Origin of the sequence: Actinomyces israelii DSM 43320 (assembly GCF_000711965.1) — a bacterium.
GTDB lineage: Bacteria > Actinomycetota > Actinomycetes > Actinomycetales > Actinomycetaceae > Actinomyces > Actinomyces israelii.
On record NZ_JONS01000020.1, the window covers coordinates 30408 to 47088 of the forward strand.

The 16681-nt window shown below is 74.7% G+C and carries 16 protein-coding genes and 1 riboswitch; of the genes, 5 read left to right on the forward strand and 11 right to left on the reverse strand.

The window, feature by feature from the left end; genetic code table 11:
• Nucleotides 1–115: 115 nt before the first annotated feature.
• Entirely contained in the window at nucleotides 116–1021 is a 906-nt protein-coding gene (locus O145_RS19140; RefSeq protein WP_229118454.1) for a MinD/ParA family ATP-binding protein, read from the reverse strand.
• Here O145_RS19140 and O145_RS19145 point away from each other — a divergent pair.
• The 4 genes from O145_RS19145 (at nucleotide 1008) to O145_RS08560 (ending at nucleotide 4511) form a co-directional block, all read left to right on the forward strand.
• Nucleotides 1008–1223: a hypothetical protein gene (locus O145_RS19145; protein ID WP_229118455.1), complete on the forward strand. Its 216-nt coding sequence runs from the start codon at nucleotides 1008–1010 to the stop codon at nucleotides 1221–1223. The genes O145_RS19140 and O145_RS19145 overlap by 14 nt on opposite strands.
• Before the next feature lie 3 nt (nucleotides 1224–1226).
• A complete protein-coding gene (locus O145_RS19150) occupies nucleotides 1227–1748 on the forward strand; it encodes a hypothetical protein (protein WP_229118456.1) in 522 nt (173 codons plus the stop codon).
• Nucleotides 1749–2910: 1162 nt separating this feature from the next.
• A complete protein-coding gene (locus O145_RS08555) occupies nucleotides 2911–3858 on the forward strand; it encodes a CAP domain-containing protein (RefSeq protein WP_043562260.1) in 948 nt (315 codons plus the stop codon).
• A gap of 26 nt (nucleotides 3859–3884) precedes the next feature.
• Nucleotides 3885–4511, forward strand: coding sequence for a GNAT family N-acetyltransferase (locus O145_RS08560; protein ID WP_043562295.1), 627 nt, complete (start codon nucleotides 3885–3887; stop codon nucleotides 4509–4511).
• 34 nt (nucleotides 4512–4545) lie between these two features.
• Here O145_RS08560 and O145_RS08565 read toward each other — a convergent pair whose 3' ends face one another.
• Nucleotides 4546–5724, reverse strand: a complete 1179-nt coding sequence (locus tag O145_RS08565) for a M48 family metallopeptidase (protein WP_084682481.1) — start codon at nucleotides 5722–5724, stop codon at nucleotides 4546–4548.
• A gap of 152 nt (nucleotides 5725–5876) precedes the next feature.
• Here O145_RS08565 and O145_RS08570 point away from each other — a divergent pair, with 152 nt between their 5' ends.
• On the forward strand, nucleotides 5877–6623 hold the full coding sequence (locus tag O145_RS08570) for a peptidyl-tRNA hydrolase (RefSeq protein ID WP_043562261.1): 747 nt from the start codon (nucleotides 5877–5879) through the stop codon (nucleotides 6621–6623).
• Between the two features lie 48 nt (nucleotides 6624–6671).
• On the opposite strand, the gene O145_RS08575 is transcribed toward O145_RS08570, so the two are convergent.
• The 9 genes from O145_RS08575 to O145_RS08615 all read right to left on the reverse strand — a co-directional run bounded on the left by O145_RS08575 (nucleotide 6672) and on the right by O145_RS08615 (nucleotide 16527).
• The gene (locus O145_RS08575) at nucleotides 6672–7298 is read right to left on the reverse strand and encodes a GtrA family protein (protein ID WP_043562262.1); all 627 of its coding nucleotides are present in this window, start codon (nucleotides 7296–7298) and stop codon (nucleotides 6672–6674) included.
• A 149-nt stretch (nucleotides 7299–7447) separates the two neighbouring features.
• The gene (locus O145_RS08580) at nucleotides 7448–8101 is read right to left on the reverse strand and encodes an HAD-IA family hydrolase (RefSeq protein ID WP_052374881.1); all 654 of its coding nucleotides are present in this window, start codon (nucleotides 8099–8101) and stop codon (nucleotides 7448–7450) included.
• A gap of 67 nt (nucleotides 8102–8168) precedes the next feature.
• A complete protein-coding gene (locus O145_RS08585; RefSeq protein WP_043562263.1) occupies nucleotides 8169–9176 on the reverse strand; it encodes a LacI family DNA-binding transcriptional regulator in 1008 nt (335 codons plus the stop codon).
• 217 nt (nucleotides 9177–9393) lie between these two features.
• A complete protein-coding gene (locus tag O145_RS08590; RefSeq protein WP_043562264.1) occupies nucleotides 9394–10713 on the reverse strand; it encodes an anaerobic C4-dicarboxylate transporter family protein in 1320 nt (439 codons plus the stop codon).
• A gap of 168 nt (nucleotides 10714–10881) precedes the next feature.
• On the reverse strand, nucleotides 10882–11826 hold the full coding sequence (locus O145_RS08595) for a dihydrodipicolinate synthase family protein (RefSeq protein ID WP_043562265.1): 945 nt from the start codon (nucleotides 11824–11826) through the stop codon (nucleotides 10882–10884).
• A gap of 246 nt (nucleotides 11827–12072) precedes the next feature.
• Nucleotides 12073–12741: a thiamine phosphate synthase gene (locus O145_RS08600; protein WP_043562266.1), complete on the reverse strand. Its 669-nt coding sequence runs from the start codon at nucleotides 12739–12741 to the stop codon at nucleotides 12073–12075.
• Nucleotides 12738–13517: a hydroxyethylthiazole kinase gene (thiM, locus tag O145_RS08605; RefSeq protein WP_043562267.1), complete on the reverse strand. Its 780-nt coding sequence runs from the start codon at nucleotides 13515–13517 to the stop codon at nucleotides 12738–12740. The genes O145_RS08600 and thiM overlap by 4 nt, the downstream gene beginning before the upstream one ends.
• Nucleotides 13514–14953, reverse strand: coding sequence for an MFS transporter (locus O145_RS08610; RefSeq protein ID WP_229118457.1), 1440 nt, complete (start codon nucleotides 14951–14953; stop codon nucleotides 13514–13516). The genes thiM and O145_RS08610 overlap by 4 nt, the downstream gene beginning before the upstream one ends.
• Nucleotides 14950–16527 carry a bifunctional hydroxymethylpyrimidine kinase/phosphomethylpyrimidine kinase gene (locus tag O145_RS08615; RefSeq protein ID WP_043562268.1) on the reverse strand — a complete coding sequence of 526 codons (1578 nt, stop codon included), beginning with the start codon at nucleotides 16525–16527 and terminating at the stop codon, nucleotides 14950–14952. The genes O145_RS08610 and O145_RS08615 overlap by 4 nt, the downstream gene beginning before the upstream one ends.
• Nucleotides 16518–16611, reverse strand: a riboswitch (TPP riboswitch). It overlaps the preceding gene by 10 nt.
• Nucleotides 16612–16681 lie beyond the last annotated feature (70 nt).

Genomic DNA, 16681 nt, shown 5'->3' on the forward strand with positions numbered 1-16681 from the left:
GGCGGCACGGACATGAGAACCGCATGAGGACCGGACAGAGCCACCACCCCTGGAATCACTCATCTGGTGTCCCAGCGCTTGCTACGCCTCTTTCCCCGCAGTCTCGCAGCTGGATCTAGGCGAGCCCCGCGGCCAGGGCGGTGCCCGTCCTGAGCCAGGCGCGGCGGGTGGTCGGGTTGAGCGAGTCGAGGATGAGGGGCCTGCCGGCCATGGAGGGGTCGTAGGGGATGCCGACAGCGGCGCGCGCGATCCCCTGGAAGGTCGAGACGAGATGGGCGGGAGAGGGCTCGGCCTTGGAGCCCTGGGAGACGACGACCAGGGCGTTCTCGGCCAGGAGGGCGGCGTGGTCGTCGGTGCCGGCGAGCTCGGCCAGCAGGAGGCGGGCGGACTCGGCGTGGTCGGGGCGCGTGGTGGTGGGCACGACAATAGCGTCGGCCCGCGCGATCATGGCGCGCCACTGCGGGCTGGACTCGTCGTTGCCGGAGTCGACGACCACGAGGCGGTAGTACTTGGTCAGGACTGCGTGGACGGCGTCGAAGGTGTCCGCGTCCCCGGGCTTGGCGTCCGCGAGGACCTCGGGCCGGCTGCGCAGGACGTCATAGCGGTCCTCGCGCTGGTGGTGGACGAACCCGGATATCTCGGCGGCCTGGGCCTGGGGGGACAGGAGGTGGTCCACGTGGGGCAGCAGGTCGATGACGGTGGCGTCGTGCGGGCCCTGCTGGGTGCGCCACCCCAGCGTGCCGCGCGTGGAGTTGTTGTCGTAGGCGACCACCCCGGCGCCGCCGTAGCGGGCGAAGACCGCGGACAGCAGGATCGCCGTCGGCGTCTTGCCGGCGCCGCCCTTGCCGTTGACGACGGCGATGGTGCGCGGCCCCGCCCAGTGCTGGGCGACGGCGGCGGCGTCGGCCCGCTCGGCGCGCTCCCGCGAGGCGGGCGCCAGGTGCAGCCCGAGCTGGTTGAGGGCCCCGCGCAGGCCGGTGGCGGCGGGCGCCTCATTGGTGGCCTCGGTGAGCAGCGACATTGAGCGCGCCTGCCCGCGCGCGTCCGGTGGTGCGGCGGAGGGCGAGGCCGGCGTCGCCGCCATCGGGGGCTGCATGGCCGCCGCGGCCGATGCCGGTGACGCCAGCGATGCGGAGTACGGCGTCGCCAGGGTCTCGGGTGAGACCGCCGATGTCTCCGGCGGAGCGATCGAGGGCGACGGCGGTACGGCCAAATTGGAGTAGGGCGTGTCCAGCATCGCGGACGACGACGGCGACGTCTCCGACCGGGTGGGGGGCGAGGGCGAGGGCGCCGAGCGCGTCGGCAGGGGCGCCACCACGGGCCGCGCCGGCGGGGGCGCCACAGGCCGGGAGGGCGAGGGCGCCGAGCGCGTCGGCAGGGGCGCCACCACGGGCCGCGCGGAGGGCGCGGCCGCTCGGGAGCGCGACGTGATCGGCGGCGAGGGGGACTCGGCCGGCGCATCCGGTGACGGGGCCGACACCGCGGGCGGCTCGGGCGCAGGCGCGGCGCGGTGTCGGCGCGGCGCGGTACGGCCCTCGGCGGAGGCGGCCCGGGGCAGAAGCCCGGGGGGCAGCCGGATGCCCGCGGTCGCGGGGGTGTCGGACTCCGGAGCGGGTGCGGCCCGCTGCCTGCGGCGCACCGGCGGCGGGGAGGAGGACCTCGTCGTGACCGACGGCCTGACCCTCGTCTGGGCCGGCGTCGGAGTCGGGGTCAGCGCGCCCTCGGTGATGATGGTGCCGTCCGGGTAGACGGCAATGCGCCAGCTTCCCGCGGGCTCGGTGATGGTGGTGGAGATCGGGTGCCCGAGCGTCCTGGCGCGATGGGACAGGTGCGTGACAACGGCGGCACGGGCCTCTTTCGGGGTCGACTTGCTCAGGTCCGCCTCGATGCCCTCGAAAATGACGTGCGCGTGGCCCTCGGCGCTCAGCAAGACCTCGGCTCGAGGCCACTCTGTTGCGGTGCTCATGTGCGTGTCCTTCGTAGCGGGCGCTACCTGTAAGCGCGTGATGGTGCGTGATTGTGGAGGCCTCAGGGGAGCCGAGTTCCTTGCTGCGACGGCGCGGCAGCGAGGACGGGCGCCCGGCGGTCCGATCAGTGCTGGAGCGCTGCGGGGACCCTGCGCCTGCCCTTACTCACGGTCGTCACGAGTGGAGCGTACCGCGAGGAATACAAAAGTAACGATTTTGTCTCCTTGATGACACCCGCGAGTCTCGGCGCGCCCCGATCGAAATGGTTAGTCGCGCCCGGTGATCGCCGGTGCTCCGATGATCGTCCCGGGCGGCGCCCGGCCGGAGGCCTGCGGCACTCCGGTGCTCTCACCCGGACGGGCCGATGACGGTCGGAAGCGGGTGCGGACCGGCTGGAGGAGCGTTGGCGCCCTCAAGATGACTGCGCTCGCCGGCACCGGGGCCGGCTACGCCATCTCCCAGTCCCCCTCGCTGCGGCGCTTCGACGGGCCCCGGCCCGAAAACCCCTGGGCGGCGGTCGGGGTCAGCCAGGGCCCCGGCGGCCGACGGGCGCCAGCTCACCGCGCAAAGATCCTCGTCGGGACCTTCGAGGGCCTGATGTCGACGCGCGCCCGCGAGCCTGCGCGGACCCTGAGGGGGAGCGAGGTGATAGTCACCCCCGTCGGCGGCGGAGGCGACCGGGCGCGGCGGCCGGTTCGTCTGGCCGCCGGGCTGATCGGCCTGCTGCCCGCGCGCAGCGGCGCCGATTCGGGGCGCTGCCGGCGCCGGCGACGCAGTCGGCACGGCCGTCGTCGTACGCCGCATCCACGGCATGTAAGACAAATCGATTTCTAACATAGGTATATGCTCTCAGTGAACAAGAGAGCAGTTACATAGTCGTGATTCGGGTGCCGTGATGAGGTTGGAGGCGTCGTCACGCCTCTGACTGACAGGAGACAGTTCCATGAAGACCCCACGTTCCCTCGCCTTCGTGATGCTCGCCGTCATACCCCTCGTCGCCGTGCCGGCCGCGCAGGCCGCCCCTGCGGCCGCCGGGGCTGCACAGGAGCCCGCCGTCGTGGCGGCGCCGGCGGAGGCCACCGCGGAGGGAGCCGGCTACGCGGACACGATCCTGCGCAGGATCAACGAGCTGCGGGCCCAGCAGGGCCTGTCGCCCGTGACCCGCTACACCCAGCTCGACTCGGTCGCCCAGAGGTGGTCCGAGCAAATGGCGGCGCAAAGGTCCATGACCCACAACGCGGCCTTCGCCGACCAGTACCCGGCCGGGTGGACCTCGGCCTCGGAGAACGTCGCCGTGCTGGGCGACCTCGACGGCAGCGACATCGGGGACCAGCTGTTCGCGCTGTGGCGCGACTCCCCGAGCCACTACGCCAACATGGTCGAGCCCGCCGTCAACGCCGTGGGCATCGGCGTCGCCTACGACTCGGAGACGGGCTCCTGGTACGCCACCCAGGACTTCGCCGTCTACCCTGACCCGGCCGCCGTCGGCCTGACCCCGACGGACGGCGCGGCGAGCCCGGCCCCGTCCGCGCAGCCCGGCGGTGAGTCCGCCGCGCCCACGCCGACCGCCGCGAACGACGGGGCCGTCGAGCCGTCGTCCGCCCCGGCCGAGCCGGGGGCCGAGGAGCAGTCCCCGCAGGCCGATCCCGCCGTCCCCTCCGAGGAGGCCGCCCCGGCGCCCGGGGCCGAGGAGGATCCCGCCGGCGCCGCGGACGCGAGCGCCCCCGCCGCCGACCCGGTCATCGCGGTCGCCGCGACGACGCCCGCCGTCGCCAAGCCGGCCCTGCTGACCCTGCCGGTCACCGGAGCCAGCCTGATCGGCGGCGTGGTCGCCCTGATCGCCATCGTGGCCGGACTGGTGCTGCTCTTCCTGCGCCGGCGGCGCCGCTGACCGCGCACATGCGCAAGACTGGGCCGGTGAACGACTTCGCACCCACGCCGCCGCACGGCGCGTCTGCCGCTGGAGTCCTCGTCCGCCCGGCCGAGCCGGGCGACGCCGCACGCGTCGCCCGGCTCCTGACGCTGCGGGGAACCTCGGTGGAGGAGGCCCGGGAGCGGGCGCCCCACATGATCGCCTCCCTCCCGGTGCTCCTCCTGGCCCTCCTTCCCGCCGCGGAGGCCGCGGGCGAGGAGGGCCCTACGGGCGAGGAGGGCCCCGCGCACGGCCAGGTGGCGGGCCCTGGGGACCTCGACGACGACCTGCTCGCGCCCGTCGCGCTGTCGGGCGCCTTCCCGCTGCCCGAGAGGCTGCGCGCCTCGCTGCCGGAGCCGGACGATGACACTGAGGCTTGGATGGTCTCGGGACTCGTCGTCGACTCCGTGGCGCGCTGTCGTGGCGTCGGGCGCGTGCTCCTGACCGCGGTGGCCGGCGCCGTGCGGGCCCGAGGGCCCGCCGCGGACCTGTACAGCGTCGTCAACGCCTCCAACCACGCCTCCATCGGCCTGCACCTGGTGGTCGGCTTCGAGAAGGTTGCTCAGCTGAGGGCCTTCGGCGCTGTCACCTTCGAGGGCGGGAGGGGCGTCCTGCTGCGCCGGGCGGGGTGAGCGGGCGGCGGGTCACCGCTCCGCCCGCCCCTCGTCAGCCGACCGGTCCGTCGGCCCCGGCCCCGGCCCCGGCGGGACCGGGGCGGGGCGGCCCGGACGGGGTCGGGTCCGCCAGGCGCAGCTCGTCGCGGCCCACGGCGTAGGACAGGCCTGGGTATCGGCCGAACTGCTCCTCGGCGCCCGGCACCCGCAGGCCGCTGCCGTCGTCCATGCGGGCGAGCACCTCGGCGGGGGCGGGCCAGCTCCGGCTGCGGTCCCGGCCCACCGGGCTGATCGGCGGGTACCAGGCCGTCTTGGGGCGCACCATGAGGCGCCCCGGGCGGCTGCGGTCCCGCAGCGCGTGCGCTCTCCAGGTCAGGGTCGGGTGGGTCGAGGTCCACTGCACGGCGTGCACCCAGAGCCCCCTCTCGTGTGCGGCGCGGTCCGCGGTCGCGTGCAGGTTGACCTGCGCGCCCAGGTACTTGCCGGCGCCGAGCAGCCCCATGACGCCCGGCACGCCGGCGGGGGCGGCGTCGTAGCCGTGGTTGTCCGCCGTGTACTCCTGGGCGCGCGACAGCGCCTTGCCCAGCAGCGGCACGGAGTAGACGACCTGGAAGACCAGGACGCGCCAGAAGGAGACGTGTCCGGCGGCGAGGTGGCCGACCTCGTGGGAGATGACGAAGCGCAGGGCCTCCGGGTCGCGCGCCGACCCGCCGACCTCGAACAGGTCGGAGTAGACGGCCACGAAGCGGCGGAAGCCGTGCCCGGCGGCGAAGGCGTTGATCCTGCCGTTGCCCAGGACCACATAGGCGTCGGGGACGCGGCGCAGCCCGAAGCGCTCGGCGGCCTCCACCACCATCCGGTAGCCCTCGGGGAACTGGGTCGGGCTCATCTGCACCGAGGAGGCGCGCATCCGCGCGTACAGGAGCGCACGTGCGCCCCACACGCCCAGCGGCAGCAGCGGGACGGCCAGCAGCACCTGGGCGCCCGTCATCGCGTTCCCGCCGACGAAGAAGTCGCGCACCTGCTTGGCCGCCCCGGTCGGGGCGGGCACGACAGCGAGCCAGATCACCAGCGCCAGCCAGGCGGCGAGTGCCGCGGCGCTGACGGCCGCGCTCGCCCACAGCAGGGGCATCTCGGCGCGGTGGCGCAGGCGGCGTATGCCGGCCGGGCCGTGGACGGTGGCGCCGTTGAGCAGCCGGGGGCGCCCGGGGGCGGGGAGCGAAGACGTCATGGGCCCGACCATAGGGGTGCCGGCCGCGACGGGCGTGCGTCGGAGGGATGACGCCCCCGGCCGGCGGCTCCTCCCCGCGGATGAGGCCCGGGTCGCCGGCCTTTGGCGGTGGGCGCGGAGAGCACGGCCGGGCGGGTCGGTAGGGTCGGGGCGTGAGCGACCACGAGACCCCCTGGGGCATGCAGATCGCCGTCCGCTACGACAAGGTCCGCCCGCCGCGCCGCATCGACGTCGCCGAGGCCGCGGCCCGCGCCGTCGTCGCCCTGCTCGCCTCGCCGCCCGCCGCGCCCGGCGGGGCCTGGCACGACGCCGTCGAGCGCTGGAGGAGCAGGCGCATCCGCAAGCTCGTGCGCCGCGCCCGCGGGCGGCGCTGGGAGGAGGTCCAGGAGCTGGCGGGTGTCACCGTCTTCCAGGACGGCCCCGCCGGCTGGGGCACTGCCGCCGCCCGCGCCTTCGTCCCCGGCCCGGTGCGGCCGCTGCCCCCGCCGCTGGCCAAGACGCAGGTCGAGGGCACCCACTTCCCCCACGGCGACGAGCTGCCGCCCCCGCCGGCCGCCATCGCCGAGGCCGCCCGCCGCGACGATGGGGCGGCGACGGGCATCGAGCTGACCGGGGAGTCCGTCTCCTCCTCGGCGCTGGTGACGGTCGAGGTCACGTCCCTGGAGGAGATGACCAGCGGCAAGCTGTGCGCGCAGGTCGCCCACGCCGCCCAGCTCGCCTGGCAGAGCCCGGCCATGCCCGAGGCGGTCCGCTCCGCCTGGGCGGCGCATGACTACCGGGTACGGGTCTCCTTCCCGCCGTCGGAGGCCTGGGAGGCCGCGTCCCGGCCGGTCTCGGTCGTGGACGCCGGCTTCACCGAGCTCGACGGGCCGCGGGAGACGGCGCGGGCCCGGTGGTGAGGCTGGGCCGGCCGGTTGTGCCGAGATCGGTCCGCGCCCGGGCGGGGCTCAGGCGGGCTCGGGGGCTCCGGGCTCGTCGTCGGGCTCGGGAGTGCCCCGGAAGACCCAGAGCTTCATGAGGGTGTAGAGATAGACGCCCTCGCAGCAGGCCGAGATGACGCGGGCCAGCTCGGCGTTCACCCCGATCCAGTGCAGGAAGGAGGACAGGCCGAGGATGAAGATGACGTACTGGCTCGCGAGCCCGATCATGTAGCGCGAGCCCTGCGCGGCGAGATGGCCGTGGGCCTGGAAGTTCAGCCACCGGTTGAGCAGCAGCGAGTACGCCCCGGCGATCATGTATCCCAGGGTGACGGCCAGCGGGTAGAACCAGTGAAGCTTGTCGAAGAAGAGCCACAGGAAACTGATGTCGATGAGGAAGGCCGAGCCGTTGATGAGGGCGTAGCCGATGAAGGTCACGGGCACGCGTCCGCGCAGCCTGCGGGGGAGGAGCCTGTGGATGCGGCTGATGACGTGGAGGAAGGCTCGCGGGGCGCGGCGCGAGGGGTTGTTGAAGCGCTCGTCGAGCCTGTCGGAGATGCGTTCTCGGGCGGATGCGGCGGAGCGTGCAGGCATTGTGACCCTGCGCTTCGGGGCGCAGAACCGGGCTGCGGGTCCAGCTGCATCCTGTGTGGTCATATTGTCCTCTCGGGGTGTCTTATGAGTCGAGTACACCTATGAGTCGAGTCTTTCGCGACAAGACGTGCCGTACAAGTTTCTACAGGATGAGAAAGACGTCGTGTTGGTCTCCTTCCTCAGAAGGAGGCCGGCGCCCGGTGACCGTCCCGTCAGGCGCTCAGCGCCTCGACCACCCCGCGTCGCAGCACCCGGCCGCCGGCGTCGGTGGGGTGGTGCAGGGTGCGCAGGCCCAGCGCCGCGGCCGCGGCGATGTTCTCGGCGCTGTCGTCCACGAAGAGCGCCTCGCCGGTGCTGACGCCCGCCATCGCCAGGGCGGCGCGGAAGTAATCCGGGTCGGGCTTGGCCGCGCCCAGGAGGCAGGAGTAGGCGTCCACGTCGCACAGGCCGTCGTATCCCAGCGCGGTGCGCATCCACTCGCGGCGCTCCTCGTGCTGGTTGGTGGCCAGGACGGTGAGGTAGCCCGCGGCCCGCAGCTCGCGGACCAGCTGCCAGGCGGGCGGGTCCGGCGTCGCCTGGCGCCACAGGGCCATGAGCTCGTCAGCGCCCCTGGCCAGGTCCAGCTCGACGACCAGCCGTTCCAGCAGGTCCCGCAGGCTCTCCCTGCCCGACAGCGCCGGCCCCTCCCGGGACAGGAGCGCCTTGGCGAAGGGCTCCCCGCCGCCGGCGGACAGCGCCCGGTACCAGGGGGTGCCGATGAGCTGGAGGACGCCGTCGGCGTCCAGGAGCACGGCGCGCACCGCCGTCGTGCCCGACGGCGGCAGGGGCGGTGCGGGCGGGGGCTCGGAAGCGGCGTCGGTACTCACGCGCCCATCCTGCCCTACTGCGGGCGGCCGGCGCCCCAGCCCGCCTTCCTGCGGCGCGCCGGGCCCCTCAGCGCTGCCTGCTCGCCGAGCGGCGGGGGATGAGCGTGGGAATCGCCGTGCGGGGGCCGGGCCTGGCCGGTGCGGCGCCCTGCGTCTGCGCGACGAGCAGGTCGAGCGCGCCAGAGGCGATGATGTCGAAGGGCACGCGGACCGTGGTCAGGGGCACGGGGAGCTGCGAGGCCAGGGGCGTGTCGTTGTAGCCGACGACGCTGAGGCCCTCCGGCACGCGGCGGCCCAGCGCGTCCGCCGCCGCCAGCGCGCCCAGGGCCAGCTGGTCGTTGGCGGCGAAGATCGCGGTGGTCCCCGGCGAGGCCGACAGGATCTCGGAGGCGGTGCGGCGCCCCTCCTGGAAGCCGAAGCCGCAGTGGCGGATGCGGTCCGCGGGCGCCTCCAGCCCCTCGTCGGCCATGGCCCGGCCGAATCCGGCCAGGCGGCGCCGGGAGGTCGAGGCGAAGTCCGGTCCGGGCATGACGGCGATCTCGGTGTGGCCCAGGTCGATCAGGTGCCGGGTGGCGAGGTAGCCGCCGAGCTCGTCGTCGCAGACCGAGGAGGGGGACTCGGCGTCGGTGCGCACGGCCAGGACGTGGGGGACCTGCTGGTCCCGCAGGGAGGCGGGCAGCGGGTCGTCCAGGCGGGCAGTGGCCAGGACCAGGCCGTCGACGCGCCGCGCCAGGAGGGAGTCGACGGCGGCGCGCTCCCGGTCGGGGTCGTCGCCGCACACCGACACCAGGGCGAACAGGCCGCGGGAGGCGGCGTCGGCGAAGACCGCCTCGAAGAGCATCGCCATGACGGTGTCGGACAGCCGGGGGACGAGCACCCCGACCGTGCCCGTGTCCCCGCGGCGCAGCGCCGAGGCCGCGGCGTCCCGCCGGTAGCCGAGCCTGGCGGCCGCCTCGCGCACACGCACCGCGGTAGCCGACCGGGAGGCGGGGAGCCGCTCGTCCAGGACCCGCGAGGCCGTGGACACCGAGACACCGGCCGCTGCGGCGACGTCCTTGAGCGTCGTGGCCTTCACGGGCGAGCACCTCCATCCGGACCGGCGGCGGTCCACGGGCGGCACTGTATCGTGCGGCAGTGCGCGATTGCGTCCGGAGGCGGCGCGGGCGGAGGTCCGGGTCCTCGGACGCGCCGCGCCCGAGGACCCGGACCGCTTCCCGCGGGGGTGGTGCCGATCGAGGTACTGGTATCGCTCCGCCTCACTATCCGGACCGCTTCCCGTGGGGGCGGTGCGCTCACATGAGGAGTGCCGCCAGGAGGAAGCCGAAGACGACGCTCAGCCCGGTGGCCACGAGGCCCGGGATGAGGAAGGGGTGGTCGAAGAACCTCGTGCCCAGCCGGGTGGAGCCGGTGTCGTCGAGCTCGACGGCGGCCAGCAGGGTCGGGTAGGTCGGCAGTATGAACAGGGCGGAGGTGGCGGGGAAGCAGGCGATGACAGTGGCGGGGGCCACGCCGATGGCCAGCGCCGTCGGGAACAGCGCCTTGGTGGAGGCCGCCTGCGAGTACAGCAGGGAGGAGGCGACGACGACCAGGATGGCGAACAGCCACGGCTTGCCGGACAGGGCCTGGCCGAGGTGGGCCTGGATCCAGTCCTTGTTGGCGGTCATGAAGGTCGTGCTGAGCCAGGCGACCCCCAGGATGCAGGCGCAGGCGTTCATGCCGGTCCTGAAGATCGAGGCGGAGGGGATGGCCTTGGGGCTGGCGCGGCACAGGACGAGGATCGCCCCGGCGGCGGCGAGCATGACCGAGATGCGGCACTGCCCGGCGTCCATGACCGGGTCGGCGATGACCCCGATCTTCTCCGAGGTGAGGATCGAGTAGGACAGGACGATCAGCAGGGCGATGACGAAGATGAGGACCGAGAGCCTGGCGCCCGGGCGCAGCTCGCGCACCTCGTGCCTGGGGGCCGTGACCTCTCCCGCGTCCAGGCGCCGCCGGTACTCCTCGACGGAGTCCAGCCTGTCGTTGCCGCGGGCCTTGTCCCACAGCATGAAGAGCACGGCGGTCGTCATGGTTCCCAGGAAGGTCGCGGGGATCGACACGGCGATCAGGTCGATGAAGGTCCAGCCGGTGCCGTCCTCCTCGAGCTCGGTGGACAGGAAGACGACGGCGGCCGAGATCGGCGAGGCGGTGATGCCCAGGAGGGACCCGGCCACGCCCACCGACAGGGAGCGCGTGGGGCGGATGTTGTTCTCCTTGGCGACCTCGACGATGACCGGCATGGTGGCGAAGGAGACCTGGCCGGTGGAGGCGGCCAGGGTGAGCAGGTAGGTCACCAGCGGGGCCAGGACGGCGAGGTACTTGGGGTGGGCGCGCAGGAGGCGGTCGGTGAGGTTGACGAGGTGGTCCAGGCCGCCCGCGACCTGCATCGCCGAGGCGGCGTAGATGACCACCATGATGAAGACGATGACCTGCATTGGCAGGTCTCCGGGCGCGGCCCCCAGCAGTCCGAGGACGACGACCCCGGCGCCTCCCGCGAAGGCGACGCCGATCCCGCCCAGACGGGCTCCGAGAATGATGAACAGGAGGAAGACGAGGAACTGGATGAGAATCACGGCCGACTCCGTTGTGGGGCGTGGTGGTCAGGTGGTTGAGAGGCGGGTCCCGCGCGACTGCGGAGTCCCGGGGCGCGGGCCCGGCGGGGCGGCGCGATCCTCGCGCGCCGCCCCGGGCGGGCCCGCGTGCGGGCCGCGGCCGCGAGACCGGACCGGCCCCGGGCGGGGTCAGGCGGGCACCTGCGCCTCGCCCAGACCGGCGGAGGCCAGGGCGGCGGCGATCTCCTCGTGGGCGCCGGCGGCGAGCGGGCGCAGCGGAGAGCGGACGGTGGCGGTGTCCAGCACGCCCCGTGCGACGAGCGCCTCCTTGAGGGCGACGGTGCCCTCCATGTGCGAGCCGCGGTGGTACACGGTCCTGGTGACCGGGAAGAGCTGGTTGTGGACGGCCCGGGCGGCGTCGTAGTCGTGCGCCTGACCCGCCTTGAGCAGCTTGACGAGCAGCTCGGGGGCGATGTTGCCGTAGCCGACCAGGAGGCCGTCGACGTCGAAGACGGTGTGGAGCAGGTACTCGTCGTGGCAGCTCATGATGGTCAGCTCCGGGAAGGCCTCGCGCAGGGCGGGGATCTCGGTGTCCCAGCGCTTCATGTTGCGCACGCCGTTCTTCGTGTAGTGCACGCCGGGCAGGGCGGCGATGGCGAGCTGGGTGTCCAGGTCGTAGGAGCACTTGGTGACGTCCGGGTACTGGAAGAGGATCTCGTTGAGGCCGGTCTCCTCGTAGATCGCCCTGTAGCGGTCCTGCGGGGCGCCGGGCTGGAAGCCGAAGCGCAGCCACCCGTGCGAGGGGTAGATGAGGCCGGCGGTGGCGCCGGCGTCGACGGCGCGCTGGGCCTCCTCGACGGCGACCCGGGTGCCTTCCCCGGTGATGCCGGCGACGACGGGGACGCGCCCGTCGGTCGAGGCGACGAAGGCCTCGATGACGGCGACCTGCTCGGCCTGGGTGAGGAAGGTGCCCTCACCTGCGTGCCCGAGGACGACCAGGGAGGTGACCTCGGGGAAGGTGCCGAGCCAGGAGCCCAGCCGCTTGATGGCGGCGAAGTCGATCTCGCCGTCGGGGGTGAAGGGGGTGACGGGGGCCGGGTTGAGGCCGCGGAGGTCGGGGGCGGGGACGGTCATGGCTGTCTCGCTTCCTTGCAATCGGTGGCGGTGCGGGGTCCGAGAAGTTGTGCGAACGTTCCCGGGAACGATTGCAAGTCTAGGGTGCATCCGTTGGGCAGTCCATAGGACCCAGGTCCTTGTTGTTGGGAGCACGGGTGCGGCCGGCGCGGGACGCGACCGATCTCGGCGCGGAGATCTACCGATCTCGACGCGGAATGCGACCGATCTCGACGAGGGGAGACGTCGGGCCCGTCCCGCCCCCGGTCAGGGGCGGGCGGCGAAGCCCCGGAGGACCTCGTGGACCGCTCCGGCCGGGTCCGGCGCGTTCATAATGGCCCGCACCAGCGCCACCCCGGCGACGCCGGTACCCGCCAGGGCCCGGGCGTCCGCAGGCCTGACGTCACCGATGGCCACCACGGGCAGGCTCGTGGCCGCCACCAGCGGCGGGTAGCCCGCCGCGCCCAGGGCGGGGCGGCCCGAGTCCTTCGTCGGCGTGGGGCGGAAGGGGCCGGCCCCCACGTAGTCGATGAGGCCTGCGACCTCCTGGGCGGCGCGCACCAGCTCCAGGGTCCCGGTGGTCAGCCCGATCACGGCCCGCGGGCCGAGCAGGGCCCGCGCGTCGGCCACCGGCAGGTCGTCCTGGCCCAGGTGCACGCCGTGGACGTTGGCCCCGGCGCGCATGGCCGCGAAGGCGATGTCGCAGCGGTCGTCCACGACCACGCGCGTGGCCGCGCTCGCCCGCCCGACCGCCCGCGCCACCGCCAGGGTCAGCTCCAGGAGGCCGGCGGCGCTGAGGTCCTTGGCCCGCACCTGCACGATCCCCGCCCCTGCGCCCGCCGCTGCCGCCGCCACCTCGACCGTGCGACGCGAGCTCCCGGCGGTCACCAGGTAGCAGCGCAGGTCCAGCGCCCCGGCTGCCCGCGGGCCGCTCACCGCCCCACCTCGTCCAGGGCGTCGGCGAGCGCCACCCGGAAGCTGCCGGGCCGCGGCGCCCGCTCCTCAGCGAGCTCACCGGCCGCCCCCATCCACACGGCGGCAGCGCGGGCGGCCTCCAGGGGCGCCGACCCGGCCCCCAGGCAGGCCGCCGTCAGCGCGCCCAGCAGGCAGCCCGTCCCGGTCACCCGGGTCAGCAGCGGCGTGCCGCGCGCCACGCGCAGCTCGCGACGGGTGTCGAGCAGCAGGTCGGCGGCGCCGGAGACCGCCACGGCCCCACCGGTGAGGGCGCTGATCTGGCGAGCGGCCTGCGCCGCGTCCTCGGGGGCGGCGGTCGAGTCCGCCCCGCGCCCGCCGGCCCCGCCCGCCAGGGACAGCACCTCCGAGGCGTTGGCGCGCACCACGGCGGGCCGCCGCCCCAGCAGCCGGCGGGCCAGCGCGGTGCGCACCGGCGCGGCCCCGACGGCGGCCGGGTCCAGCACCCACGGCAGGCCGAGCCCCCGTGCCGCCTCGACGGTTGCCGGGATGCCCTCCGCGCCGTCGGTGGACAGGGTGCCCAGGTTGATCAGCAGGGCGTCCGCCAGGGGCACCATGTGGGGCGCTTCGGCGGCCGTCTCGGTCATCATGGGGCGGGCCCCCGCCGCCAGCAGCCCGTCGGCCACGATCTCCATGGACACCGCCGCGCTCAGGCAGTGGACCAGCGGCGCGCGCCCACGCACGGCGTCCAGGACGGGGCGCACCCGCTCCAGGTCCGGATCATTCGCGGGACTGCTCACCGGCCGCCCCCCGCCACGTCGTCGAGCTCACGGGACACCGCGCCCGGCCCCAGGGCCGGGCCGAGGGCGGCCCCCACGACCACCAGGAGGCCGCCGCACACCACGAGGACCAGCACCGCTCCGGTGCGACCCGCCAGGTGCTCCAGAAGCGGCAGGTAGAAGGGGTAGAGCGCCGGCGCCACCAGGGACAGGCTGTAGGCGCTGCCGTAGCCGGTCGAGCGCACCTGGACGGGGAAGCGCTCGGACAGGTAGGCCGCCACCGGGCCGTAGGCGGACACCGTGATCACCTGGAGCAGCGCGGCCAGCAGCGCCGCTCGCCCGGCACCGGGGGCGCCGAGGACGGCCCGCCACACCCAGGGGGCGACGGCGGCCGCCACCAGCCCCCACGCGATCAGGAGCCGACGGCGCCCCACCAGCGTGGACAGGTGGCCGGCCCCGGCCATGGCGGCCGCCTGAGCCAGCGAGGCCACCCCCATGACCAGACCGACCGTTCTGGTCGGCAGGCCGGCGTCGGAGGCCAGGCGCGCGGTGAGGATGAGGACGGTGGCGCTGGTGAGCAGCCACAGCCCGCTCATCATGGTGAAGGCCTGCCAGAAGGAGCGCCGCCAGGCCCCCGCCAGCAGGGAGCGCAGGCGCCGGCCGCCCGCCTCCGCGCTCCGACGCCGGTGGAAGCAGGGGGCGTCGACGACCTGGCGGGAGTAGTACAGGAGCATGCCCGCCGACAGCAGGGCCCCGAGGGCGAACAGCGCCCGCCAGCCCCAGGCGGCGTAGCGCTCGGGTCCCAGGAGGATCAGCAGGCCCATGGTCCCGAAGGCGATGGAGGCCTGGGCTAGAGGAGCCATGGACAGGATGAGCCCGCTCATCAGGCCCCGTCGCCGGGGCGCGGACCACTCCATGGCCAGGGGGATCGCCGCCGAGTACTCCCCGGCCACGAGCACGCCGCCCGCCAGGCGCAGCAGCAGGATGAGAACCAGGGTCGCCGCGCCGAGCGCCTCATGGGTGGGCACGCACGCGATGGCCAGGCTGCACCCGGCCGTCCCGGCGATGGCCAGGCGAGTGGTGCGGGTGCGCCCCAGGCGGTCGGCGACCCTGCCGAGCACCACCCCGCCCACGGGGCGCCCCAGGAGCATGGCGATGACCACGAGCGCCCCCGCGGAGGCTCCCGCCGTCGGGCCCGCCACCTTCTCCAGGGCCGGGGACAGGGCGACCAGCGGCAGGAAGACGTGGATGTTGTCGATCCAGTTGCCCACCACGCCCGCCCGCAGCGCGGCGCGGCCCTCGGGCGGCAGGTGCGCAGGGGGCGCACCGGGCCCGACGTCGTCAGCATCGTCAGCGCTGGCGGTGCCGGCGGCACCGGCGGCATCGGCGGCACCGGCGGTGCCGGTAGTGCCGGTCCCGACGACGGCGCTGGTCGCGCCGGGGGCCCGGGCGCTCACCGCGAGCCGCCCGCCCTCAGGCGCAGGGCCTGGTCGAAGAACTCCAGCTCGTGCCGGCTCGCCAGCAGGTAGGCCCGCGCCGCCCGGGCGCGCTCGGCGGGCGTGGCCGCCTCCATCGCGGCCTCCACCGCCGCAACGGCCTGTGCCGCGGCCGCGGCGAAGGCGGGGTCGTGGTAGGTCGACAGCCAGGCTGCGAACCGGTGACCGGGGTCGACCTGCGGCACCGCGGCGCCGATCTCGGCGTACAGCCAGTGGCAGGGGAGTACCGCGCCGGCGCCCACCACGTAGGGGGACACGGCGGCGCGGGCGACGAGGAAGTCGGTGTAGGCGCGGGTGACCGGGCCGGCCTCGGCGCGGGGGCGCCCGGCCAGCCAGGTGCGGTGCAGCTCGCTCTCCGCGCTGAGGACCGTGTCGGCGGCGCGGACCCAGAAGATCGCGTCCTGCGTGCGCTGGGCGCGCGCGGCCAGCAGGGCCAGGGCCCGGGAGTACTCCTCCAGGTAGAGGGCGTCCTGGGCCAGGTAGTGGTCGAACGCGGCGACCGGCAGGGTGGCGTCCACCAGGCCCGCCACGAAGTCACCGGCGCTGATGTCCCGGGCGATGTCGCTGGAGGCCCGCCACAGCGCCTCGGTCCACGGCCCGGCGGCGGCGATGCGCAGCGGCGCCGGGACGATCCCGGGCGCGAGGTCCCCGGGGCTGTGCAGCTCGGCCGGCACCTCGCCGACCTCCGCCCAGGGGTCGGCCAGGCCGGCGTCCGCCAGGCGGCGGGCGCGGTGGAAGTGGTCGACCGGGCCGTGCCCGGCGCCGACCCGCAGGGCGGCCCCGTGGGCGACGGCCTCGTGGAGCCACTGCGTGGTCCAGGTCAGCGCGTCCTCGGGGCTATCCCCGGCGCCCAGGCGGGTGGCCAGCGCCGAGGCCAGGGAGCACCCGGTCCCGTGGGTGGAGGCGGTCCGGACCCGGGGCGCGCTCGCGGTCGCGCGCACGCCGTCGTCGTCGACCCACATGTTGAGGACCTCCTCGCCGCCCAGGTGGCCGGTCTTGACCACGACCGGCACACCCGTGCGCCGCGCCCACCCCAGGGCCTGGTCGACCGCCTCCTGCGGGGTGCGGGCCTGCTCGGCGTCCAGCAGCACGGCCAGCTCGGGGACGTTGGGGGTGATGACGGTGGCGCGCTCGCAGAAGCGGCGCATCGCCTCCTTGGCCTCGGGCTCCAGGAGGCGGTCGCCGGAGGTGGCCACCATGACGGGGTCGACGACGAGCACGGCCGGCGGGTGCTCGTCGAGCCAGGCGCAGACCGTCGCGATGATCTCGGTGGTGCCCAGCATGCCGGTCTTGACGGCGTCGAGCTCGACGTCGTCGGACACGGATCGCAGCTGCCGGCTCAGGAAGTCGGCCGGCGGGGTGTGGATGGCCTGGACCCCGGTGGTGTTCTGGGCGACCAGGCAGGTCACGGCGGTCATGGCGAATCCGCCGGCGGCACTGATCGACTTGGTGTCGGCGGCGGTTCCGGCGCCGCCGGAGGGGTCGGTGCCGGCGATGGACAGGACCCTGGGCAGGGCGGGGCGCGTTGGTGTCATGCGGACATCCCTTCGCTAGTGCGAACTAGATCAGGTTCCACGGGTGTGATCTCAGCGCCGGACGGCGCACCCCGTGTCCACCGCCGATTGTGGCACACCCGGGCGGGCTCGCGCGCGGGACTGACGGGCTCATGAGCCCGAGTGCCACACTGGG

What these genes read in the sequence shown, in the direction of transcription:
- O145_RS08555 (WP_043562260.1), top strand. Translation starts at nt 2,911, where the DNA reads ATGAAGACCCCACGTTCCCTCGCCTTCGTGATGCTCGCCGTCATACCC.
- O145_RS08615 (WP_043562268.1), bottom strand. Translation starts at nt 16,527, where the DNA reads ATGACACCAACGCGCCCCGCCCTGCCCAGGGTCCTGTCCATCGCCGGC.
- O145_RS08575 (WP_043562262.1), bottom strand. Translation starts at nt 7,298, where the DNA reads ATGACCACACAGGATGCAGCTGGACCCGCAGCCCGGTTCTGCGCCCCG.
- O145_RS08595 (WP_043562265.1), bottom strand. Translation starts at nt 11,826, where the DNA reads ATGACCGTCCCCGCCCCCGACCTCCGCGGCCTCAACCCGGCCCCCGTC.
- O145_RS08565 (WP_084682481.1), bottom strand. Translation starts at nt 5,724, where the DNA reads ATGACGTCTTCGCTCCCCGCCCCCGGGCGCCCCCGGCTGCTCAACGGC.
- O145_RS19140 (WP_229118454.1), bottom strand. Translation starts at nt 1,021, where the DNA reads ATGTCGCTGCTCACCGAGGCCACCAATGAGGCGCCCGCCGCCACCGGC.